At 70.1% G+C, this 18,101-nt stretch carries 14 protein-coding genes; 8 read left to right on the top strand and 6 right to left on the bottom strand.

Translation table 11 applies throughout. The features are described 5' to 3' along the window. Positions 1–141 precede the first annotated feature (141 nt). The gene (metK, locus tag ACX80I_RS00535) at positions 142–1,353 is read left to right on the top strand and encodes a methionine adenosyltransferase (RefSeq protein WP_459343255.1); all 1,212 of its coding nucleotides are present in this window, start codon (positions 142–144) and stop codon (positions 1,351–1,353) included. A 48-nt stretch (positions 1,354–1,401) separates the two neighbouring features. Continuing rightward, complete coding sequence (locus ACX80I_RS00530; protein WP_459343254.1) at positions 1,402–3,567, top strand: primosomal protein N'; 2,166 nt, start codon at positions 1,402–1,404, stop codon at positions 3,565–3,567. Positions 3,568–3,703: 136 nt separating this feature from the next. On the opposite strand, the gene ACX80I_RS00525 is transcribed toward ACX80I_RS00530, so the two are convergent. The 6 genes from ACX80I_RS00525 to ACX80I_RS00500 form a co-directional block, all read right to left on the bottom strand. Then, on the bottom strand, positions 3,704–4,279 hold the full coding sequence (locus tag ACX80I_RS00525) for a DUF2231 domain-containing protein (protein ID WP_459343253.1): 576 nt from the start codon (positions 4,277–4,279) through the stop codon (positions 3,704–3,706). Between the two features lie 59 nt (positions 4,280–4,338). Next, complete coding sequence (locus ACX80I_RS00520; RefSeq protein ID WP_459343252.1) at positions 4,339–4,626, bottom strand: hypothetical protein; 288 nt, start codon at positions 4,624–4,626, stop codon at positions 4,339–4,341. A 1-nt stretch (position 4,627) separates the two neighbouring features. After that, positions 4,628–5,713: a glycosyltransferase family 4 protein gene (locus ACX80I_RS00515; protein WP_459343251.1), complete on the bottom strand. Its 1,086-nt coding sequence runs from the start codon at positions 5,711–5,713 to the stop codon at positions 4,628–4,630. Continuing rightward, positions 5,710–6,618 (bottom strand): alpha/beta fold hydrolase, encoded by a 909-nt coding sequence (locus tag ACX80I_RS00510; RefSeq protein ID WP_459343250.1) that lies wholly within the window; start codon positions 6,616–6,618, stop codon positions 5,710–5,712. The genes ACX80I_RS00515 and ACX80I_RS00510 overlap by 4 nt, the downstream gene beginning before the upstream one ends. Continuing rightward, entirely contained in the window at positions 6,618–7,451 is an 834-nt protein-coding gene (locus tag ACX80I_RS00505; RefSeq protein ID WP_459343249.1) for an aldo/keto reductase, read from the bottom strand. The genes ACX80I_RS00510 and ACX80I_RS00505 overlap by 1 nt, the downstream gene beginning before the upstream one ends. A gap of 212 nt (positions 7,452–7,663) precedes the next feature. Further along, positions 7,664–8,665, bottom strand: coding sequence for a sugar-binding transcriptional regulator (locus tag ACX80I_RS00500; RefSeq protein ID WP_459343248.1), 1,002 nt, complete (start codon positions 8,663–8,665; stop codon positions 7,664–7,666). A gap of 132 nt (positions 8,666–8,797) precedes the next feature. Here ACX80I_RS00500 and ACX80I_RS00495 point away from each other — a divergent pair, with 132 nt between their 5' ends. The 6 genes from ACX80I_RS00495 to ACX80I_RS00470 all read left to right on the top strand — a co-directional run bounded on the left by ACX80I_RS00495 (position 8,798) and on the right by ACX80I_RS00470 (position 18,040). Beyond that, the gene (locus ACX80I_RS00495; RefSeq protein WP_459343891.1) at positions 8,798–10,540 is read left to right on the top strand and encodes a glycerol-3-phosphate dehydrogenase/oxidase; all 1,743 of its coding nucleotides are present in this window, start codon (positions 8,798–8,800) and stop codon (positions 10,538–10,540) included. A gap of 134 nt (positions 10,541–10,674) precedes the next feature. Next, positions 10,675–11,421 carry an MIP/aquaporin family protein gene (locus ACX80I_RS00490; protein WP_459343247.1) on the top strand — a complete coding sequence of 249 codons (747 nt, stop codon included), beginning with the start codon at positions 10,675–10,677 and terminating at the stop codon, positions 11,419–11,421. Positions 11,422–11,491: 70 nt separating this feature from the next. Further along, positions 11,492–13,009 carry a glycerol kinase GlpK gene (gene glpK, locus ACX80I_RS00485; protein ID WP_459343246.1) on the top strand — a complete coding sequence of 506 codons (1,518 nt, stop codon included), beginning with the start codon at positions 11,492–11,494 and terminating at the stop codon, positions 13,007–13,009. Between the two features lie 311 nt (positions 13,010–13,320). Beyond that, positions 13,321–15,819, top strand: coding sequence for a leucine--tRNA ligase (gene leuS / locus ACX80I_RS00480; RefSeq protein ID WP_459343245.1), 2,499 nt, complete (start codon positions 13,321–13,323; stop codon positions 15,817–15,819). Next, a complete protein-coding gene (locus ACX80I_RS00475; protein WP_459343244.1) occupies positions 15,819–16,736 on the top strand; it encodes a DegV family protein in 918 nt (305 codons plus the stop codon). Before leuS ends, ACX80I_RS00475 begins: the two co-directional genes overlap by 1 nt. A 473-nt stretch (positions 16,737–17,209) precedes the next feature. Beyond that, positions 17,210–18,040, top strand: a complete 831-nt coding sequence (locus ACX80I_RS00470; protein WP_459343243.1) for a ComEA family DNA-binding protein — start codon at positions 17,210–17,212, stop codon at positions 18,038–18,040. Positions 18,041–18,101: the final 61 nt, after the last annotated feature.

Below are 18,101 nucleotides of genomic sequence, written 5' to 3'. Positions count from 1 at the left end.
GGCCCGCTGCCAGTGGCCGGCCGGCGTCCACCCGGCGTCCCCGCCGGGCGTATCGACCGGCCTCCGTCCGGCAGCCGCGGAGACCGTCGGGCCGCGTAGTATCCGGGGCTGACTGTCCCTCCGACCAAGTAGAGTGGGCACGTGAATTCACCCAGCACTAGTTCCCCCCTGCGCCTTTTCACCTCGGAGTCGGTCACCGAGGGCCATCCGGACAAAATCTGCGACCAGATCAGCGACGCGATCCTCGACGGCCTCCTAGAGCAGGACCCCGACTCCCGCGTGGCGGTCGAGACGCTCGTCACCACCGGACTGGTGCATGTCGCGGGTGAGGTGACCACGGAGGCGTACGTCGAGATCCCGGACATCGTCCGCAAGACGATCCTCGGCATCGGCTACGACTCCTCGGCGAACGGTTTCGACGGCGCGCGGTGCGGCGTGTCGGTGTCCATCGGCCAGCAGTCCGCGGAGATCGCCTCGGGCGTCTTCACCTCCCTGGAGACCCGCGAGGGCACCGGCGTCGATCCCTTCGACGCCCAGGGCGCCGGCGACCAGGGGATCATGTTCGGCTACGCGAGCGACGAGACCGCGGTGATGATGCCGGCGCCCATCTGGCTGTCCCACCGCCTCTCCGAGCGGCTCACCGCTGTCCGCAAGGACGGCACCCTTCCGTACCTCCGGCCCGACGGCAAGACCCAGGTCACCATCGGGTACGACGGCGACCGGCCGGTTTCGATCGACTCCGTCGTCATCTCGTCGCAGCACTCCTCCGACGTGTCCCTCGAGCAGCTCAGGGCCGACCTGGCCGACCACGTCATCGCGCCGGTCCTCGCGGACTCCGAGCTCGACACGTCCTCCGTCCGGCACATCCTCAACCCGGGCGGTGCGTTCGTGATCGGCGGCCCCGTGGGGGATGCCGGACTGACGGGCCGCAAGATCATCGTGGACACGTACGGAGGCATGGCCCGGCACGGCGGTGGGGCCTTCAGCGGTAAGGACCCCTCGAAGGTGGACCGTTCGGCGGCCTATGCCATGCGCTGGGTCGCGAAGAACGTCGTCGCGGCCGGTCTTGCGCGCCGCGCCGAGATCCAGATCGCCTACGCCATCGGCATGGCCCAGCCGGTCGGCATCTATGTCGAGACCTTCGGGACCGAGACGGTCGACCCGCTCGCCATCGGAACCGCCATCCGCGAGGTCTTCGACCTCCGCCCCCTCGGCATCATCACGGCTCTCGACCTGAAGAAGCCCATCTACCAGCGCACCGCCGCCCACGGCCACTTCGGCCGTGAGGAGGAGGGCTTCACCTGGGAGCGCACCGACCGCGTGGACAAGCTCCGGAGCTACTTCAACGCCTGAGCGGGAAGGGGACAGCGCGCGGCGCAGGCTGCCGGACGCTTCAGCATCATGACGGAGACGGAGCGGGACACGATCGGGACGGACGGCCAGCTGTCGCTGCTGCACGGCTTCGGGCCCGCGAAGCTGCCCCAGACCGATCCCGAACGTGCCTCGACGCGTCCCGTGGCCCGGGTGGTCCTCGACGCGCAGCTGCCCCATCTCGACCGGTTTTTCGATTACGCGGTACCCGCCGCCATGGACGCCGAGGCGCAGCCCGGGGTGAGGGTGAAGGTCCGGTTCGCCGGACGCGAGCACACGGGGTTCCTCGCCGAACGGGTGGACGAGGCCAGCACCACGGCCACGCTCCTGCCCCTGGGCAAGGTCGTGTCCCCCCAGCGGGTCCTGACGCCCGAGGTCCTGGCCCTCGCGGAAGCCGTCGCGGCGCGGTCGGTCGGAACGGTGAGCGACGTCCTGCGGCTGGCTGTCCCGCCGCGCATGGCCCGTGTGGAGGACGAGTTCCCTCCTGGAACTGCTCCGGCAGGTGATCCGGCAGGTGATCCGGGCGCAGCCGGGTCGGCACAACCGGCCCCCGGGATCTTCCGGCGCTACTCCAACGGGCCGGCCTACCTGCAGCACCTGCGAGCGGGGGAATCACCGCGCGCGGTCCTCACGAGCCTCGGCGGCTTCGGCAGCACGGCGTGGACGGAGGAGATCGCTGAGGCCGTCGCCGAGACGGCAGCCTCGGGCCGCGGCTCCATCGTCGTCGTCCCCGACCAGCGCGACCTCGCACGCATCGAGAGCGCGCTCGTGGCCCGTCTCGGGTCGTCCGCCGTGGCCCGCCTCACGGGGGAGGACGGGGCGACGCCCCGGTACCGCAGCTTCCTGCGGATCCTGCACGGGTCGGCAACGGTCGCTGTGGGGACCCGTTCGGCCGCCTACGCGCCCGTCCGGAACTTGGGACTGGTGTGCCTGTGGGACGACGGCGACGACCAGCATCTCGAGCAGCGCGCACCGTACCAGCACGTCCGCGACGTGCTGCTCGTGCGGGCCGAGCAGGAGGGTGCAGCCGTCCTGCTCTCCTCCTTCTCCCGCAGCACGGAGGCGCAGCGGCTTGTCGACACCGGCTGGGCGCACGCCGTCCAGGCCGATCGTGCCGAGGTGCGCCGGGCGACACCGCGGGTCGTCCACGCTGCCGACGCGTACCAGATGGAACGCGACCCGCTGGCCGCGCAGGCCCGGATACCCCACGCGGCCTGGGCGGCGGCGCAGGCCGGGCTGAAGCACGGGCCCGTCCTGCTGCAGGTGGCCCGCACCGGATTCTCCCCGTCCCTCGCCTGTGACCGGTGCCGTCACGCTGCGCGGTGCTCCTCCTGCGCCGGGCCACTGGCGCAGCCGAGCCGGAACGCTCCGCCGGCCTGCCGGTGGTGCGGGCGGCCCGAGACCTCCTGGTCCTGTCCCGAATGCGGCGGGACCCGTGTCCGCGCAACCGTCGCGGGTGCCACCCGGACCGCCGAGGAACTGGGGCGGGCCTTCCCCGGCGTGCCGGTCGTGTCCTCCGCGGGCGAGCACATCGTCGACACCGTCCGGGACGTGCCCGCCGTCGTCGTCGCGACACCCGGCGCCGAGCCCGTGGCACCCGGCGGCTACGCCGCGGTCATCCTGCTCGACGGGAACGCCCTGCTCAGCCGCGAGTCCCTGCGCGCCGGGGAAGATGCCCTGCGGCGCTGGTTCTCGGCGGCCATCCTGGCCCGCCCCTCCGCGGCAGGCGGCACCGTGGTCATCACGGGCGACGACGACGTCGCGGTGGGCCACCTCGTGCGCTGGGATCCCGCCGGCGCGGCGGCGAGGGAACTTCTCGAGCGGCAGGACCTCGGCCTGCCTCCCGCCGTCCGGTATGCCGTGCTGACGGGGACCCGCGAGGCCCTGACGTACTTCCTCGAAGGAGTCGAGACCGGGGGCGCCCGCGTCGTCGGGCCCGCACCCGTCCCGCCGGACATCCGCCGGGAGGCGGTACGGGCGGCCCGTGCAGCGGCGGACCCGAAGGACGCCGGGCGGACGGGCGGTGCGGCTCCGGACGCACTCGCCGGGCAGGGAAGCCACCGCGTCCTCCTGTTCTTCCCCTATCGGGCAGCAGCGGCCATGACACGGCAGCTGCGGGCCCGCCGCGCCACCCTGTCCGCGAAACGGACGGGAGATCCGGTCCACATCCGGCTCGATGCGCTCGACGTGCTCTAACCGACAGCTCGACGCGCTCACGCCGGCCGCCCGCACTGGGATTACGGCAACCTTTCCGCTGCCTGCCTCAGCCGGCGTCCGTGCCTGCGTCGGCCGTGCCAGTCCCTGGATCAGACGTTGCGATCAGCCGTCTGGGTCAGCCGTTCGTGTCCGTCCCCGCTTCGGCGTCCGGGCCTGCGGCGGCGTCAGTCGTTCGGCGCGCGGTCCCGCGATTGAGCGCCAGATGGCCTCCCAGGAATCCCGCGCCGGCCACCACCGCGTTACCCGCCAGACCGAGCCCCATGCCCAGGGCATGACGGTCCCGGATCCGGGCGATGAGGGAGCCGAGGAGGAGGAAGATGGCGATGTCGGTGCCCAGGGCGTGCACCGCGCCGATCCGACGCTCGGCACCCTCCATCCCCGCCCAGTCACCGGCACCGGAGATCGCCGTCGGTACCGACGCCGCCAGCCCTGCGCCGACCAGGAGCGTGGCGCTGGAGCGTCCGCCGACCTCGCCGGCTACATCGAGGATGGACGCACTCAACCAGCATCCGAGCGTCACGTCGGTGAGCAGCGGATGCACCGAGTGGCCGAGGACGCCGGTATGGAACGGGCTGTGCCCTGCCCACCTCAGCAGGGGCCCGTACAGGACCTCCTGGGCGACCGCGACCCGTTCCGACAGGGCATCCTCTCCCACGGAGTGCGCGACACGCTGCGGCAGTGACAGTTCCATGGTCATGGACGGTACGCCGGTGCCGTGCGGCTGTACAGAGCGCGGCAGGGACGGCGCCGTCAGGGAGCGGGCACGGTCCGCCATCCACCGGAATCGATCTCGACCATGATCGGCGCGGTCCCTGCGATGCCCTGCGTCCGCAGCGCCCGGGCGATGTCCGCCGGAGGTGCGGTCACCACGAAGGCCTCGCCGCGGTACAGGTCTGCCGTCTCCTCCACGAGGGCGACGATGGCGCCGGGACCGCGCGCCTCGAACCGGCCCGCGACCTGCAGGCGCACCAGCCACGGGGGCGGAGCGGCGGCGGCGTCGAGCAGGATCGCCGTGGCCGGACACTGGAGATCGGCCATGTCAGGCCCGCCGTCGTGCATGCTCGGCGACGGCCCGTCGGCACGCGACCCGGAGCTGCTCCGCGGAGGCCGACCAGGAGTACTGCGCCGCCCGTTCGAGACCGGCCCGGGACGCCTCGGCCCACCGGTCCGGCTCCGCCAGGGTCCGTACTGCGGCGGCCACCGCCGACGGGTCGTCCGGGTCGACGTACAGCGCCGCGGCACCGCCGACCTCGCGGAAGATGGGGATGTCGCTCGCGACCACCGGGGTGCCCGTCGCCATCGCCTCGATGATCGGCAGGCCGTACCCTTCCGCCTTCGACAGGGTGACGAGCGCGGTCGAGTCGTGCAGCAGGTCCTCGTACTCGGCGTCGGTCACGCCGCCGTGGAAGACCACGCGGTCCGCTCCGGGAGCGAGGGACTCGAGCTCCCGGCGGCGTTCCGGGGTGATGCGGCTCAGGAGGTGGAGCGTGTGCCCGGGCAGGGCGGCCATGGCGCGGACGAGTGTCTCCACGTTCTTGTAGGGCATGAAGGAGCCCATGTAGAGCAGCGACGCCGACCGTGACGCGTGCGGATCGCGACGGCGCTCCGTCGGCTGCGGCGCATTGCCCACGAGCATGACCGGTCGGCGCGTCAGCCGGTGCCGCCGGATGAGGTCCGCCGTCGTGCCGGAGATGGTGGCCACGACGTCCGCGCGGTCGAGGAGGAGGCGCTGGGGCCAGTAGGCGAGGTGGTAGAGCCGCCAGAGCAGGCGCACGGGGAGCGGGAGGAACGACGGCGGCGCCGGGTTCTGGTAGTAGATGAGGTCGTGCAGGGTGAGGATGAGCGGATACCTGCGGCCCCAGGACCCCATGGTCTGCATGGGGCACACGACGACGTCGGGCTCGAGGGGGTTGATGCGCCGGGCGACGAACAGTTCCGCGGGGGAGAGGGGGCTGGTGACCCGCACGTGCGGCACGTCCGGGAGGAGGGCGAGCTGCCGTGGGTCGCTGATCAGCATCACGACGTCGTCCGTCTCGGCGAGGGCAGCGATGAGGCTGGCTCCGTAACGGCTGATGCCGTCGTGGTGGTCGGTGCGCGTGAAGCGCGCGTCGAACAGGATCCTCATGCGGGTGCGTCCTTCAGGCAGTTCTCCAGGAACTTCTCCAGTAGCAGCGCTGCCTCGCGCGGCTTCTCGTAGTGGACGAGGTGGCCGACGCCGGGGATGACCTCCAGGGTCGCGTGCGGGATGAGGGCAGCCAGCTCCCGTTGGCTGGCGACCGACCCGATGTCGTCGTTCTCCGCGGCAAGAAGCAGGACCGGCATCGTCAGCTCCCGCGCACGGTCCCGGACGGTGCCCGAGATGGACGCCCGGAACGCCTCCAGTACGACGCGCCGGCCGGCGAACGAGCTGAAGTAGGCGTCGTGCTGCCCATGGATCCAGCGCCGCAGGTTCCTGTCCTTCGTCTTGGCCAGAAAGATGCTCATGCCCCGCACGATCACGGGATTCGCCAGGAGCGCCCGTCCGGCGGTGTCCGGCAGGCGGTCCGCGGCGACGTAGTAGCCCTCCGCCAGCCGGGATGCAGCCCGGCTGGGTCCCTCGAGGGCGGGAGCACTGATGGGATTGACGAGGACCAGGATCCCGGCGAGGTCCGGGTCCAGGGCGGCGGCCTCGGCGGCGACGATCGACCCGAAGGAATGCCCGAGCAGGACCCGCGGTTCCGGGACCAGCCTCCGGGTGATGTCCCGGATGAAACGGGCGTAAGTGGCGACATCGTGCGTGCCGTTCAGTTCCTGGCCCTGCCCGAATCCCGGCAGGTCCGGCAGGAGGACCCTGTGCCCGGGTAGTTCCTCGACCAGGCGCAGCAACCCGTGATGGTCCCCCCGGAACCCGTGCACCATGACGATGGTCGCGCCGTGCGGACGGTCGTTCGGGCCGTCGTTCGGACCGCCGGCGGGATGGGCGGCGGGATAGTCCCAGACCCGTTGCAGCGTCCCCTCCCAGGGGATGCTGCGGACGACGGCGGAGCGCATCAGCCCACCCGGTCCGGGTGTGAGCCGAACCGCTGGTCCCGGTCCAGAGCGTCGAGTGCCGCGAGGTGCGCGTCGTCGAGGGCGAGCCCGAAGATGTCGAGGTTGGAAGCGATGCGCTCGCGGGAGCTCGCCTTCGGGATGGTGAGGATGCCGTGCTGCAGGTGCCACCGCAGGATCACCTGCGCCGGCGTCCGCCCGAGCTCGGCCGCGATGCGTCCGACGACGGGGTCCTGCAGCACGTTGCCGCGCCCGAGGGGACTCCATGCCTGGGTGGCGATGCCGTGCCGTTCGTGGAAGGAGCGCAGGTCGTGCTGCTGCAGGTACGGGTGCAGCTCCACCTGGTTGAGGACGGGGACGACGCCGGTCTCGGCCAGGAGTCGCTCCAGGTGCGGCCGCTGGAAGTTGGAGACCCCGATGGACCGGACACGTCCTTCCGCCTGGAGCCGCCCCAGGGCACGCCAGGTCTCGACGTACAGGTCCTTCGAGGGGCACGGCCAGTGGATGAGGTAGAGGTCGAGCCGGTCGAGGCCCAGCAGGTCCATCGATGCGTCGAACGCCCGCAGCGTGGCGTCATGGCCGTGGTCGTCGTTCCAGACCTTCGACGTGACGAACAGGTCCTCCCGGTCGCCGGTCTCGAGGTAGGCCCGCGCGGCTTCGCCCACGCCCGCTTCGTTGCCGTAGAGGGCCGCCGTGTCGAGGAGCCGGTACCCGGCCTCGAGCGCCGTCGAGCAGAGGTGTGCGGTGTCCGCGGGCGGGACCTTGTAGACGCCGTACCCGACGACGTCGATCGAGGTGCCGTCGGCGAGTGCGATGCGGGGGACGGAGGAGCTCATGGGGGAACTCTACCGAGATCGGTCCGGGCAGGGCCTGCGTCCGACAGGCCCTGCGCATCGGTCAGCGGGGATCGACCTGTCGAGGATGAGCTCCAGTCCCTACCTTCCCGCTGGCGGCGGCTGCGGAGGCACTGGACTCCCTCGAGCCGGGCGCCGTCCGCGGCAAGGGAGTCCTTACGGTGTAACCGTGGGTGCTCCGGGAGTTCCTCCGCTCAGGCGTGGACGAGGCGCCGGGCGGATCCCTCGTCCAGGATGAGGTCGGTGGCCAGTCCTGCGGCGAGCGCCCCGCGCAGGCCGTGGATCTTCGATTCCCCCGACACGACGCAGATGCGCCGCTGGACCCGCTTCAGGTCGTCGAGGTCCGGGCCGGTGCTGCGCTTGTTGAGCAGGATGTCGCTGTGGGTGCCGTCGGCCCGGAAGAACATGGTGGCGACGTCGCCCACGACCTCCTCGCTCTCCAGGGTGTCGAGGTCCTCCCGGTCCAGGTAGCCACCGCTGTAGACATGGCTCGGGATGCCGGCGCCGATCGACCCGACACCGAAGATCGCCATGGTCATCCGGCCCTGCAGGTCGAGGATGCGGCGGACGCTGCGCTCCTCCCACATTGCCGTCTTGGTGGCCGCATGGTCGAAGAACGCGGGGACGGGGAACTGTTCCACGCGTGCACCGTAGGCCTGCCCGAAGCGCCGCAGGATCTCGCTCGCGTAGGTGATCCCCGTGGTCTGCGTGTTACCGGCTCCGTTGAGTTGCACGATCGTGCTGTCGTGGGTCTGCTTGCGGGTGAGGTGGTGGCTGACGGCGCTCAGGGTGGATCCCCAGGCGACGCCGATGATGGCGTTCGAATCCACGAGGGGCCCGATAGTGCGGGCCGCCTGGATGGCGACGCGGTCGAGCACCTCGGAGTCGCTGACGGAGTCCGCGACCGGCACCACATGGGCCTCGACGCCGAACCGGCGGCTGATCTGCTGCTCCAGCGCCGGCGCACGCTCGGACGGATTGTTCAGGGAGATCTGCACGAGGCCGGTCTCGCGCGCCATGGAGAGCAGACGGGAGACCGTGGAGCGCGAGGTGCGCAGCTCACGCGCAATGGCCTCCATGGTGAGGTCCTGGAGGTAGTACATCTGGGCGGCCCTCAGGGCGTCCCGCGAGCGGTTGCCCTCCGTGCGGTCCGCGCCGGCAGACTCCCGTGCGGGAGTGCCGTTCGTCGTCGTCATCCCGTTAGTCTGGCCGCCTCTGCACGTTTGTGCAATCCGATTGACTGCTATTCCCACTGCTTGAAGGATGGAACCGCAGCACCCATTCCAGACAGAAGAGCCACACAGAAGCGACGGAGCAGTCCCTTGAGCATTCCAGCCGACCGGACCACCGGTGAAGGCACCACAACTTCTATCCGCACCGTGGTGCAGAAGCTCAGGGACACCCCCCGGGCCTCCGTGCTCGTCATCGGCGGCGGCATCAACGGGGTCGGTACCTTCCGCGACCTCGCACTGCAGGGGATCGACGTCGCCCTCGTGGAGCGCGGCGACTACTGCCAGGGTGCCTCGGGTGCCTCGTCGCACATGATCCACGGCGGGATCCGCTACCTCGAGAACGGCGAGTTCCGCCTCGTCCGCGAGTCCGTCATCGAGCGCAACGCCCTCCTGCGGATCGCTCCGCACTATGTGAAGCCGCTGCAGACCACGATCCCCATCTACACGACGTTCTCGGGCATCCTCTCCGCCCCCATGCGTTTCCTCACGCACCGCCAGGGCAAGCAGGTGGAGCGCGGCGCCGTCCTCATCAAGGCCGGCCTCACGATGTACGACTTCTTCTCGCGCGACGGCGGCAACGTCCCCCGCCACTCCTTCGTCGGCCGCAAGAAGGCGCTCGCCGCCATGCCCGAGCTCCGCAAGGACATCAAGTACGCGGCAACCTACTTCGACGCCTCCGTGCACAACCCGGAGCGCCTGACGCTGGACGTGCTGCGCGACGGCCAGGTCGCCAACCCCGCCGCCCGCGCCGCCAACTACGTCAGCGCTATCGGCACCACCGAGGAGGGCGTCGTGCTGCGGGACGAGCTCACGGGGGAGACCTTCCCGTTCCAGGCCGACGTCGTCGTCAACGCGACCGGGGCCTGGACCGACAGCACCAACGCCGCACTCGGTGCTGAGACCCTCTTCATGGGCGGCACCAAGGGCTCCCACATCGTGCTGGACAACCCCCGACTGCTCGCGGCCTGCAACGGCACGGAGATCTTCTTCGAGCATCTCGACGGCCGGATCGTCCTCATCTACCCCATGGGGGACCGCGTCCTCGTCGGCACCACCGACATCGACGTCGACGTCGAAGCGCAGGCCGTCTGCACCGACGAGGAGATCGCATACTTCTTCGAACTCATCGGGCACGTGTTCCCCGACATCCCGGTGTCGCAGGACGACATCGTGTACAGCTTCTCCGGCGTGAGGCCCCTGCCGCGCCACGACGACACGCAGCCCGGCTTCGTCTCGCGCGACTACCGCATCGAGAAGCGCGAGGAGAAGCGGGGCGGCCGGTCCGTCACCACGCTGAGCCTGGTCGGCGGCAAGTGGACCACCTTCCGCGCCCTGTCCGAGCACCTCACCGACGACACGCTCGCGGCCCTCGGTGCGGCGCGCAGGACCTCGACGGCGGGTGTCGCGATCGGCGGCGGCAGGGACTTCCCGACGGACGAAGCGTCGCGGCGCGCCTGGGTCGCTGCGGCGGTACGGCCGGGCGTCGACGAGGCCCGCGTGGAGGTTCTGCTGACCCGCTACGGGACCCGTGCGAAGGATGTTCTCGAATACCTCGCCGAAAGCCCGGACAGGATGTTTAATTCCACGCAGGAGCTGAGCACGCGAGAACTCGCCTACATGGTGGAGCACGAGCAGGTCGGCCACCTGATCGATGTCCTGATTCGCCGTACATCGCTTGCATTCCGGGGCCTGGTCTCCGAGGAACTGCTCGCTGAGCTTGCCGAGACCCTGGCCCCGCTGCTGGGCTGGACCGCTGCGGAATCCGCAGCGGAGATCGAGCTCGCCGAGAAGGTCCTCGCCGAAGCCCACCGGGTGCAGGTCAAGAGCTTGACCGCGTAGCGGCACCTGCCGCGACGTGGTCGAACCGCTGTTCCGGCGGTGCAGTGCCAACGGCAGTGGTTGCCGGGGGGAACCAACGGGTGCCGTCGAGGCGGCGGCACCCGTCGATAAATGAATAGATAGAGGAGTCAATGATGTCTCTGGAAGTATTTGTTGCCGAAACCTTCGGCACGATGCTGCTGCTATTGCTCGGTACGGGCGTCGTCGCGAATGTCGCGCTCGCCAGGACCAAGGGCAATAACGGCGGCTTCCTCATGGTCAACTTCGGATGGGGGCTCGCAGTCTTCGCCGGCGTCTACGTCGCAGCCCTCTCCGGAGCCCACCTCAACTTCGCGGTCACGATGGGTCTCTGGGTCAACGGCGACACCGCCGAATTCGCTCCGGGCGTCGACAAGAACTTCATCAATGCGATCGCCTACCTCGCGGCGCAGATGCTCGGTTCCATCCTCGGTGCGGTCCTGTGCTGGCTCTCCTACAAGCAGCACTTCGACGAGGAGCCGGACCCCGCCAACAAGCTCGGCGTCTTCTCCACGGGTCCCGCCATCCGTTCCTACGGCTGGAACCTCGTCACCGAGATCATCGGCACGTTCGTGCTCGTCTTCGTCATCCTGTCCCTCGGCCCCACCGCAACGGGCCTCGGCCCCCTCGCGGTCGCCCTGCTGGTCGTCGGTATCGGTGCATCCCTCGGCGGCCCCACCGGCTACGCCATCAATCCGAACCGCGACCTCGGTCCCCGTATCGCCCACGCCATCCTGCCCATCCGGGGCAAGGGCAGCAGCGACTGGGGCTACGCCTGGGTCCCGGTGGTCGGACCGATCATCGGTGGTGTCCTCGCCGGCATCGTCGTCCAGTTCGTCACGTTCCCCGTAGCGGCCGCGTAGGTCCCCCTTCCGGTTCGGCGGCTGTGCGCAGCCGCCGATCAACGATGTCCATCCAATGAAGGAGCAAGACATGTCGCAGCAGTACGTCATAGCCATCGATCAGGGCACCACCTCCAGCAGGGCCATCGTGTTCGACCACAAGGGGGACATCGTGTCCTCCGGCCAGAAGGAACACGAGCAGATCTTCCCGCAAGCCGGCTGGGTGGAGCACGACCCCGCCGAGATCTGGGACAACACCCGCGAGGTCATCGGCACCGCACTCTCCAAAGCGAACCTCACACGCCACGACATCGCCGCAGTCGGCATCACCAACCAGCGCGAGACCGCCGTCGTCTGGGACAGGACCACCGGCAAGGCCGTCTACAACGCGATCGTCTGGCAGGACACGCGGACGCAGAACATCGTGGACGAGCTGGCACGGCACGGCGGCGTCGAACGGTACAAGCAGAAGGTCGGCCTGCCGCTGGCCACCTACTTCTCCGGCACCAAGATCAAGTGGATCCTCGACAACGTCGACGGGGCACGCGAGAAGGCGGAGGCCGGCGACCTCCTGTTCGGCAACACGGACTCCTGGGTCACCTGGAACCTCACGGGCGGCACCGACGGCGGTGTGCACATCACCGACGTCACCAACGCCTCGCGCACGCTGTTCATGGATCTCGAGACGCTGGCGTGGGACGAGTCGATCCTCGCCGACTTCGGCGTGCCCGTGTCGATGATGCCCGAGATCAAGTCCTCGTCGGAGGTCTACGGCACCGTGCACACCTCGCAGCTCCTGCGCGAGACGCCGGTGGCCGGCATCCTCGGTGACCAGCAGGCGGCGACCTTCGGCCAGGCCGCCTTCGACAAGGGCGGTGCGAAGAACACGTACGGCACCGGCAACTTCATGATCGTGAACACCGGCGAGGAGATCGTCCACTCCAAGAACGGCCTGCTCACGACGGTCTGCTACCGGCTCGGTGACGCGAAGCCGGTCTACGCGCTCGAGGGTTCCATCGCGGTCACGGGTTCGCTCGTGCAGTGGCTCCGCGACAACCTGGGCATCATCAAGAGCGCCCCGGAGGTCGAGCAGCTCGCCAAGACGGTCGATGACAACGGTGGCGTCTACATCGTCCCTGCGTTCTCCGGCCTCTTCGCACCGTATTGGCGTTCGGACGCCCGCGGAGCGATCGTCGGGCTCACCCGCTTCGTCAACAAGGGCCACATCGCCCGTGCGGCGCTGGAGGCCACGGCTTTCCAGACGCGTGAGGTGCTGGACGCGGCGAATGCCGATTCCGGGGTGAACATGGAGGACCTTCGAGTCGACGGCGGCATGGTCGCCAATGACGCCCTGATGCAGTTCCAGGCCGACATCCTCGGCATCCCCGTCATCCGACCGAAGGTCACCGAGACCACCGCGCTCGGCGCTGCCTACGCTGCGGGCCTCGCCGTCGGCTTCTGGAAGAACACCGACGAGCTCGCCACCAACTGGGCCGAGGACAAGCGCTGGAACCCGTCCATGGACGAGGCCGAGCGGGAGCGCCAGCTGCGCCTCTGGAAGAAGGCGGTCACGAAGACCTTCGACTGGGTCGACGAGGACGTGCGCTAGCACTCATCTCCCATCACCGGGTCATGTCCGGTCCGCCGCAGGGCGGGCCGGACATGACCCGGCAGGTGCACCCCTGCATCCCGGTATCCGTCGTCGGGCTGCGGGCACTGCTAAAGTGAACGCATGCTCCGCGCCCTCCTGCTTACCTAGCCGCACGGTACTCACCGTGCGGCGGCCCCTCCCTGTGTGAGGGGCTTTTGTGTGTCCGGCGCAGGACACCCCGAGGCACCGGGGCGCGGGTCCGCGGCAGCGCAGCAGAGAAGAAGCATCGAGCAGGACGACGTTCCACCGACAGGACAGGTCAACATACAGTGAGCATCAACCCCGAGGGCGCTCAGCCGGACGAGAACACCTACGATTTCTCCGCCATCGAGGCGAAGTGGCCCGCGGTCTGGGACCGGCTCCAGGCGTTCGCACCGGCCGACGACGGCGAGCGCGAGCGCCGCTACGTGCTCGACATGTTCCCCTACCCCTCCGGCGACCTGCACATGGGCCACGCCGAGGCGTTCGCCATGGGCGACGTCGCGGCGCGTTTCTACCGACAGAAGGGCTACGACGTCCTGCACCCGATCGGCTGGGACTCCTTCGGGCTCCCCGCCGAGAACGCGGCCATCAAGCGCAACGCCCATCCCGCAGAGTGGACCTACGCGAACATCGAGACCCAGGCGAACTCGTTCCGGCGCTACGCGATCAGCGCCGACTGGAGCCGCCGGCTGCACACCTCCGACCCGGAGTACTACCGCTGGACACAGTGGCTCTTCGTGCGGTTCTTCCAGAAGGGGCTGGCCTACCGCCGCAACTCGCCGGTGAACTGGTGCCCCAAGGACCAGACCGTCCTGGCGAACGAGCAGGTCATCAACGGCGCCTGCGACCGCTGCGGGACGATGGTCACCAAGAAGAACCTGAACCAGTGGTACTTCAAGATCACCGACTACGCGGACCGCCTGCTGGACGACATGGAGCAGCTGAAGGGCCACTGGCCCGAGCGCGTGCTCGCCATGCAGCGCAACTGGATCGGCCGTTCCGAGGGCGCGCACGTGCGGTTCCGGATCGAGGCCGACGGCGACCTGCCGGCGAGCGACGTCACCGTCTTCACGACCCGGCCGGACACCCTGTACGGGGCGACGTTCTTCGTCGTGGCCGCGGACGCCGACCTCGCGCTGGACCTCGTCACGCCGGACCGGAGGGCGGACCTCGAGCAGTACCGGGAGCATGTCAAGGGACTGTCGGAGATCGAACGCCAGGCGACGGAGCGTGAGAAGACCGGGATCTTCACCGGCCGCTACGCCGTCAACCCGCTCAACGGCGAGAAGCTGCCCGTCTGGGCCGCCGACTACGTCCTGGCCGACTACGGCACCGGGGCGATCATGGCGGTCCCCGCGCACGACCAGCGCGACCTCGACTTCGCACGGGCCTTCGACCTGCCCGTCCGCACCGTCGTCGACACCGGAGCGGCGGATGCCGCCGAGACCGGGATCGCGACGACGGGCGAGGGGACCCTGGTCAATTCCGGCGAGCTGACCGGCCTGGACAAGGCCGAGGCCATCCGGCGCGCGATCGAGCTGATCGAGGAGCAGGGGACGGGCGAGCACACGATCAACTACCGCCTGAGGGACTGGCTGCTCTCGCGGCAGCGTTTCTGGGGCACGCCCATCCCGATCATCCACTGCCCCTCGTGCGGTGAGGTCGCCGTCCCGGACGACCAGCTGCCCGTCACGCTGCCCGAGGGCCTGCGCGGCGAGGCCCTCGCTCCCAAGGGGACGTCGCCGCTGGCCGCCGTCGAGGAATGGGTCAATGTGGCGTGCCCGGACTGCGGCGGCGCCGCACTCCGCGACACCGACACCATGGACACGTTCGTGGACTCGTCCTGGTACTACCTGCGCTTCGTCGACCCGCAGCTGGACACCGCGCCGTTCGACACCGAGGCCGTGAACCGCTGGCTGCCCGTCGGCCAGTACGTGGGCGGCGTCGAGCACGCCATCCTGCACCTGCTGTACAGCAGGTTCTTCACCAAGGTGCTGTTCGACCTCGGCATGGTCGGCTTCACCGAGCCCTTCAGCGCGCTGCTCAACCAGGGCCAGGTGCTCAACGGCGGCAAGGCCATGAGCAAGTCCCTCGGCAACGGCGTGGACCTCGGCGAGCAGCTCGACCGCTTCGGCGTCGATGCCGTGCGCCTCACCATGGTGTTCGCGTCTCCGCCCGAGGACGACGTCGACTGGGCGGACGTCTCGCCGTCGGGCTCGGCGAAGTTCCTGGCGCGCGCCTGGCGCCTCGGTGGCGACGTCACCAGCGAAGTCGGAGCCGACCCGTCGGCGGGTGACCGGGCACTGCGCTCGGTGACGCACCGGACCGTGGCCGAGGCCTCGGAGCTGATGGAGGCCAACAAGTTCAACGTCGTCATCGCGAAGCTCATGGAACTCGTCAATGCGACGAGGAAGGCGATCGATTCGGGTGCGGGCGGCGCTGACCCCGCGGTGCGTGAAGCGGCCGAGGCGGTCGCCATCATGCTCAGCCTCTTCGCGCCCTACACGGCGGAGGACCTGTGGAACCGCCTCGGGCACGAGGCCACCGTGGCGACGGCGGGCTGGCCGGTGGTGGATGCCGGACTGCTGACGCAGGAGAGCGTCGTGGCCGTCGTCCAGGTCCAGGGCAAGGTGCGGGACCGGCTGACGGTGTCCCCGGACATCGCCGAGCACGACCTGCGCGAGCTCGCCCTCGCCAGCGAGCAGGTGCAGCGCGTCCTGGACGGCCGGGGGATCCGTACGGTCATCGTGCGCGCGCCCAAACTGGTCAACATCGTCCCGGCCTGATGGAGCCGGGACCGGCGGTGCCCGCGCACGGGGACACGGTGCGGGTAGCCGTCGTCACCGATTCGGCCGCGGGCTTCCCGCCCGACTGGCTGGCACCCGGGGGTTCGGCCGCGGAGGTGCGGGTGGTCGCGATGCCGGTCCTCGTGGGCTCCGACATCCTCACGGGTGAGCACGACGACGTCACGGAACCGCTGATGGTGGCCCTCGCCGCCGGGTCGGACGTGCGCACGTCCCGTCCGTCGCCGGGCCAGTTCGACAGGGTGTACGGACGACTCGCCGAGGAAGGCTACGACGGCGTCGTGTCCGTCCACCTGTCGGGCCTGCTGTCCGGGACGGTCGAAGCAGCACGGCTGGCGGCGTCACGGGCGACGATCCCGGTCGAGGTGATCGACACGAGGACGGCGGGTATGGCCCAGGGCCGGGCCGCCCTCGCCGCCGTCGCTGCCGCCCGGACGGGCGCTGACCTGCAGGCAGCTGCGGCCGCCGCGGCCATGGCGGCGCGTGCCTCCGCGCTCTACTTCTACGTGCCGAGCGTCGAGCAGCTGCGGCGCGGCGGCAGGGTCACCGCGGCCGCGGGCTGGTTGGGCACGCTCCTGTCCGTCCGGGTGATCCTCCATGTGCAGGCCGGGCGGCTGGTACCCCTCGAACGCATGCGGTCGGCGCCGCGGGCGATGGCGCGGCTCCAGGAACTGGTCGAAGCCGACGCCGCGACCCGGCCGGGCGGCGTCCTGCTGACCGTGCACCACTTCGGCAACGAGGACGAGGCACGCGGCCTGGCCGAGCGTCTCGAGGCGGTGGCAGGGACGGGACGGGTGTCCCTGGCTCCCTGCCCCTCGGTCCTCGCTGCGCACGCGGGCCTCGGCGTCGTCGCCGTGACCGTCACCGCGGACCAGCCCGGGACGTCCGACCGGCCCTGACCGCTCCTGGGAGGCGTCCTGAAGCTCGTCCTGGAGGCTGCTGGCGGCGATTCCAGCCGGATGTCCACATAGCACCAGCCGTCCGCGGGTCCGCAGTGCGCCGGTCCTAGCGTTGCCCCATGGGAAAGCACCGATGGCCAACCGCGGGGGACGAAGGGGTACAGCTCCCGGAGGCGTCCATGTCTCCGCCGTCTGATGTTGCGCCGTCTGATGTTGCGCCGTCTGCTGTTCCGCCGTCTGCTTCTCCGTCGCCCCATTTTCGCCCGCCCGCTTCTCGGCCGCAGGACGAGGGTCGGACCGACTCCTCGCGGGCCGACGAGGGCCCGGGCAGGGGTGCGGGCCATGAGCAGCCCATGCTTCGCCGGAGCGATGTCCTGCAGCGTCCCGCCTCGGGTCCGTTCTCACGGCCGGCCGGGCGGGATCAGGGTCCTCCACTCCAGCGAGGGCAGGATGAGGGTCCTCCTCGAAGCGGAGTGCAGTGGGGCATCGCCCGGTCTGCGGCGCTCGTCTTCCTGGGGGTCGCGCTGGCGATCGGTGCAGGGCTGTTCCTGGTGCGCAGTTCCGAACCGTCTGCCGCTGCGGTGTCGGTGCAGCTCGACGCCGGATCCCCCAGCAGTGAGGACCCGGGTACCGGCCCGCCCGACGCTCCCCGCTCGGTCGGTCCTGATGTAGGCGACGGTGCCTCCGGTGCCGCGAGCGAGGGCAGTGGGCCCGGAGCCGGGGGCGAGCAGCAGGGGGACTCCCGGGAGCGTGGCGACGACGCGTCGGGCGGGTCATCGGCGGGAACGCCTGTCCCGGCTGGCCGTGCCGATCAGGGGACGGTCGTCGTCTACGTCACGGGTGCGGTGGCTTCGCCCGGCGTGGTCACGATCCCGTCCGGCACACGCCTGTTCGAGGTACTGGAAAAGGCCGGTGGTGCTCTTCCCGAGGCGGACCTCGAGGGCATCAATCTCGCCGCCACCCCGTCCGACGGACAGCACATCCACCTCCTCGCCGTGGGTGAGGAGCCGCGGACCGATCAGGATGTGCCGGACGCACCGGCAGCACCTTCGGGCGGGCAGGCCGGCGCCTCCGGCGGAACTCCGGACAGCGCCGGCCCCGGCCCGGGTGGGGTCATCGACATCAACACCGCCACCCTCGCCGAGATCGAGTTCCTGCCCCGCGTGGGGCCGGTTCTGGGGCAGCGGATCATCGACTGGCGCGAGGAGAACGGCCCTTTCGGGCAGCCCGCCGATATCGACGCCGTACCGGGAATCGGGCCGGGGATGCTCGAAGGGATCCTTCCCCTCATCGTGGTGCGGTGAGCTGTCCCGTGGCGTCCCCGGGCGCCCCGGAGCCCCACCGGGCGGTCGGGGACGACGATAC

Source organism: Arthrobacter rhamnosi, from assembly GCF_054510855.1.
The sequence above is the reverse complement of the archived record's forward strand: the minus strand, read 5'-3'. Positions and strand labels throughout refer to the sequence as shown.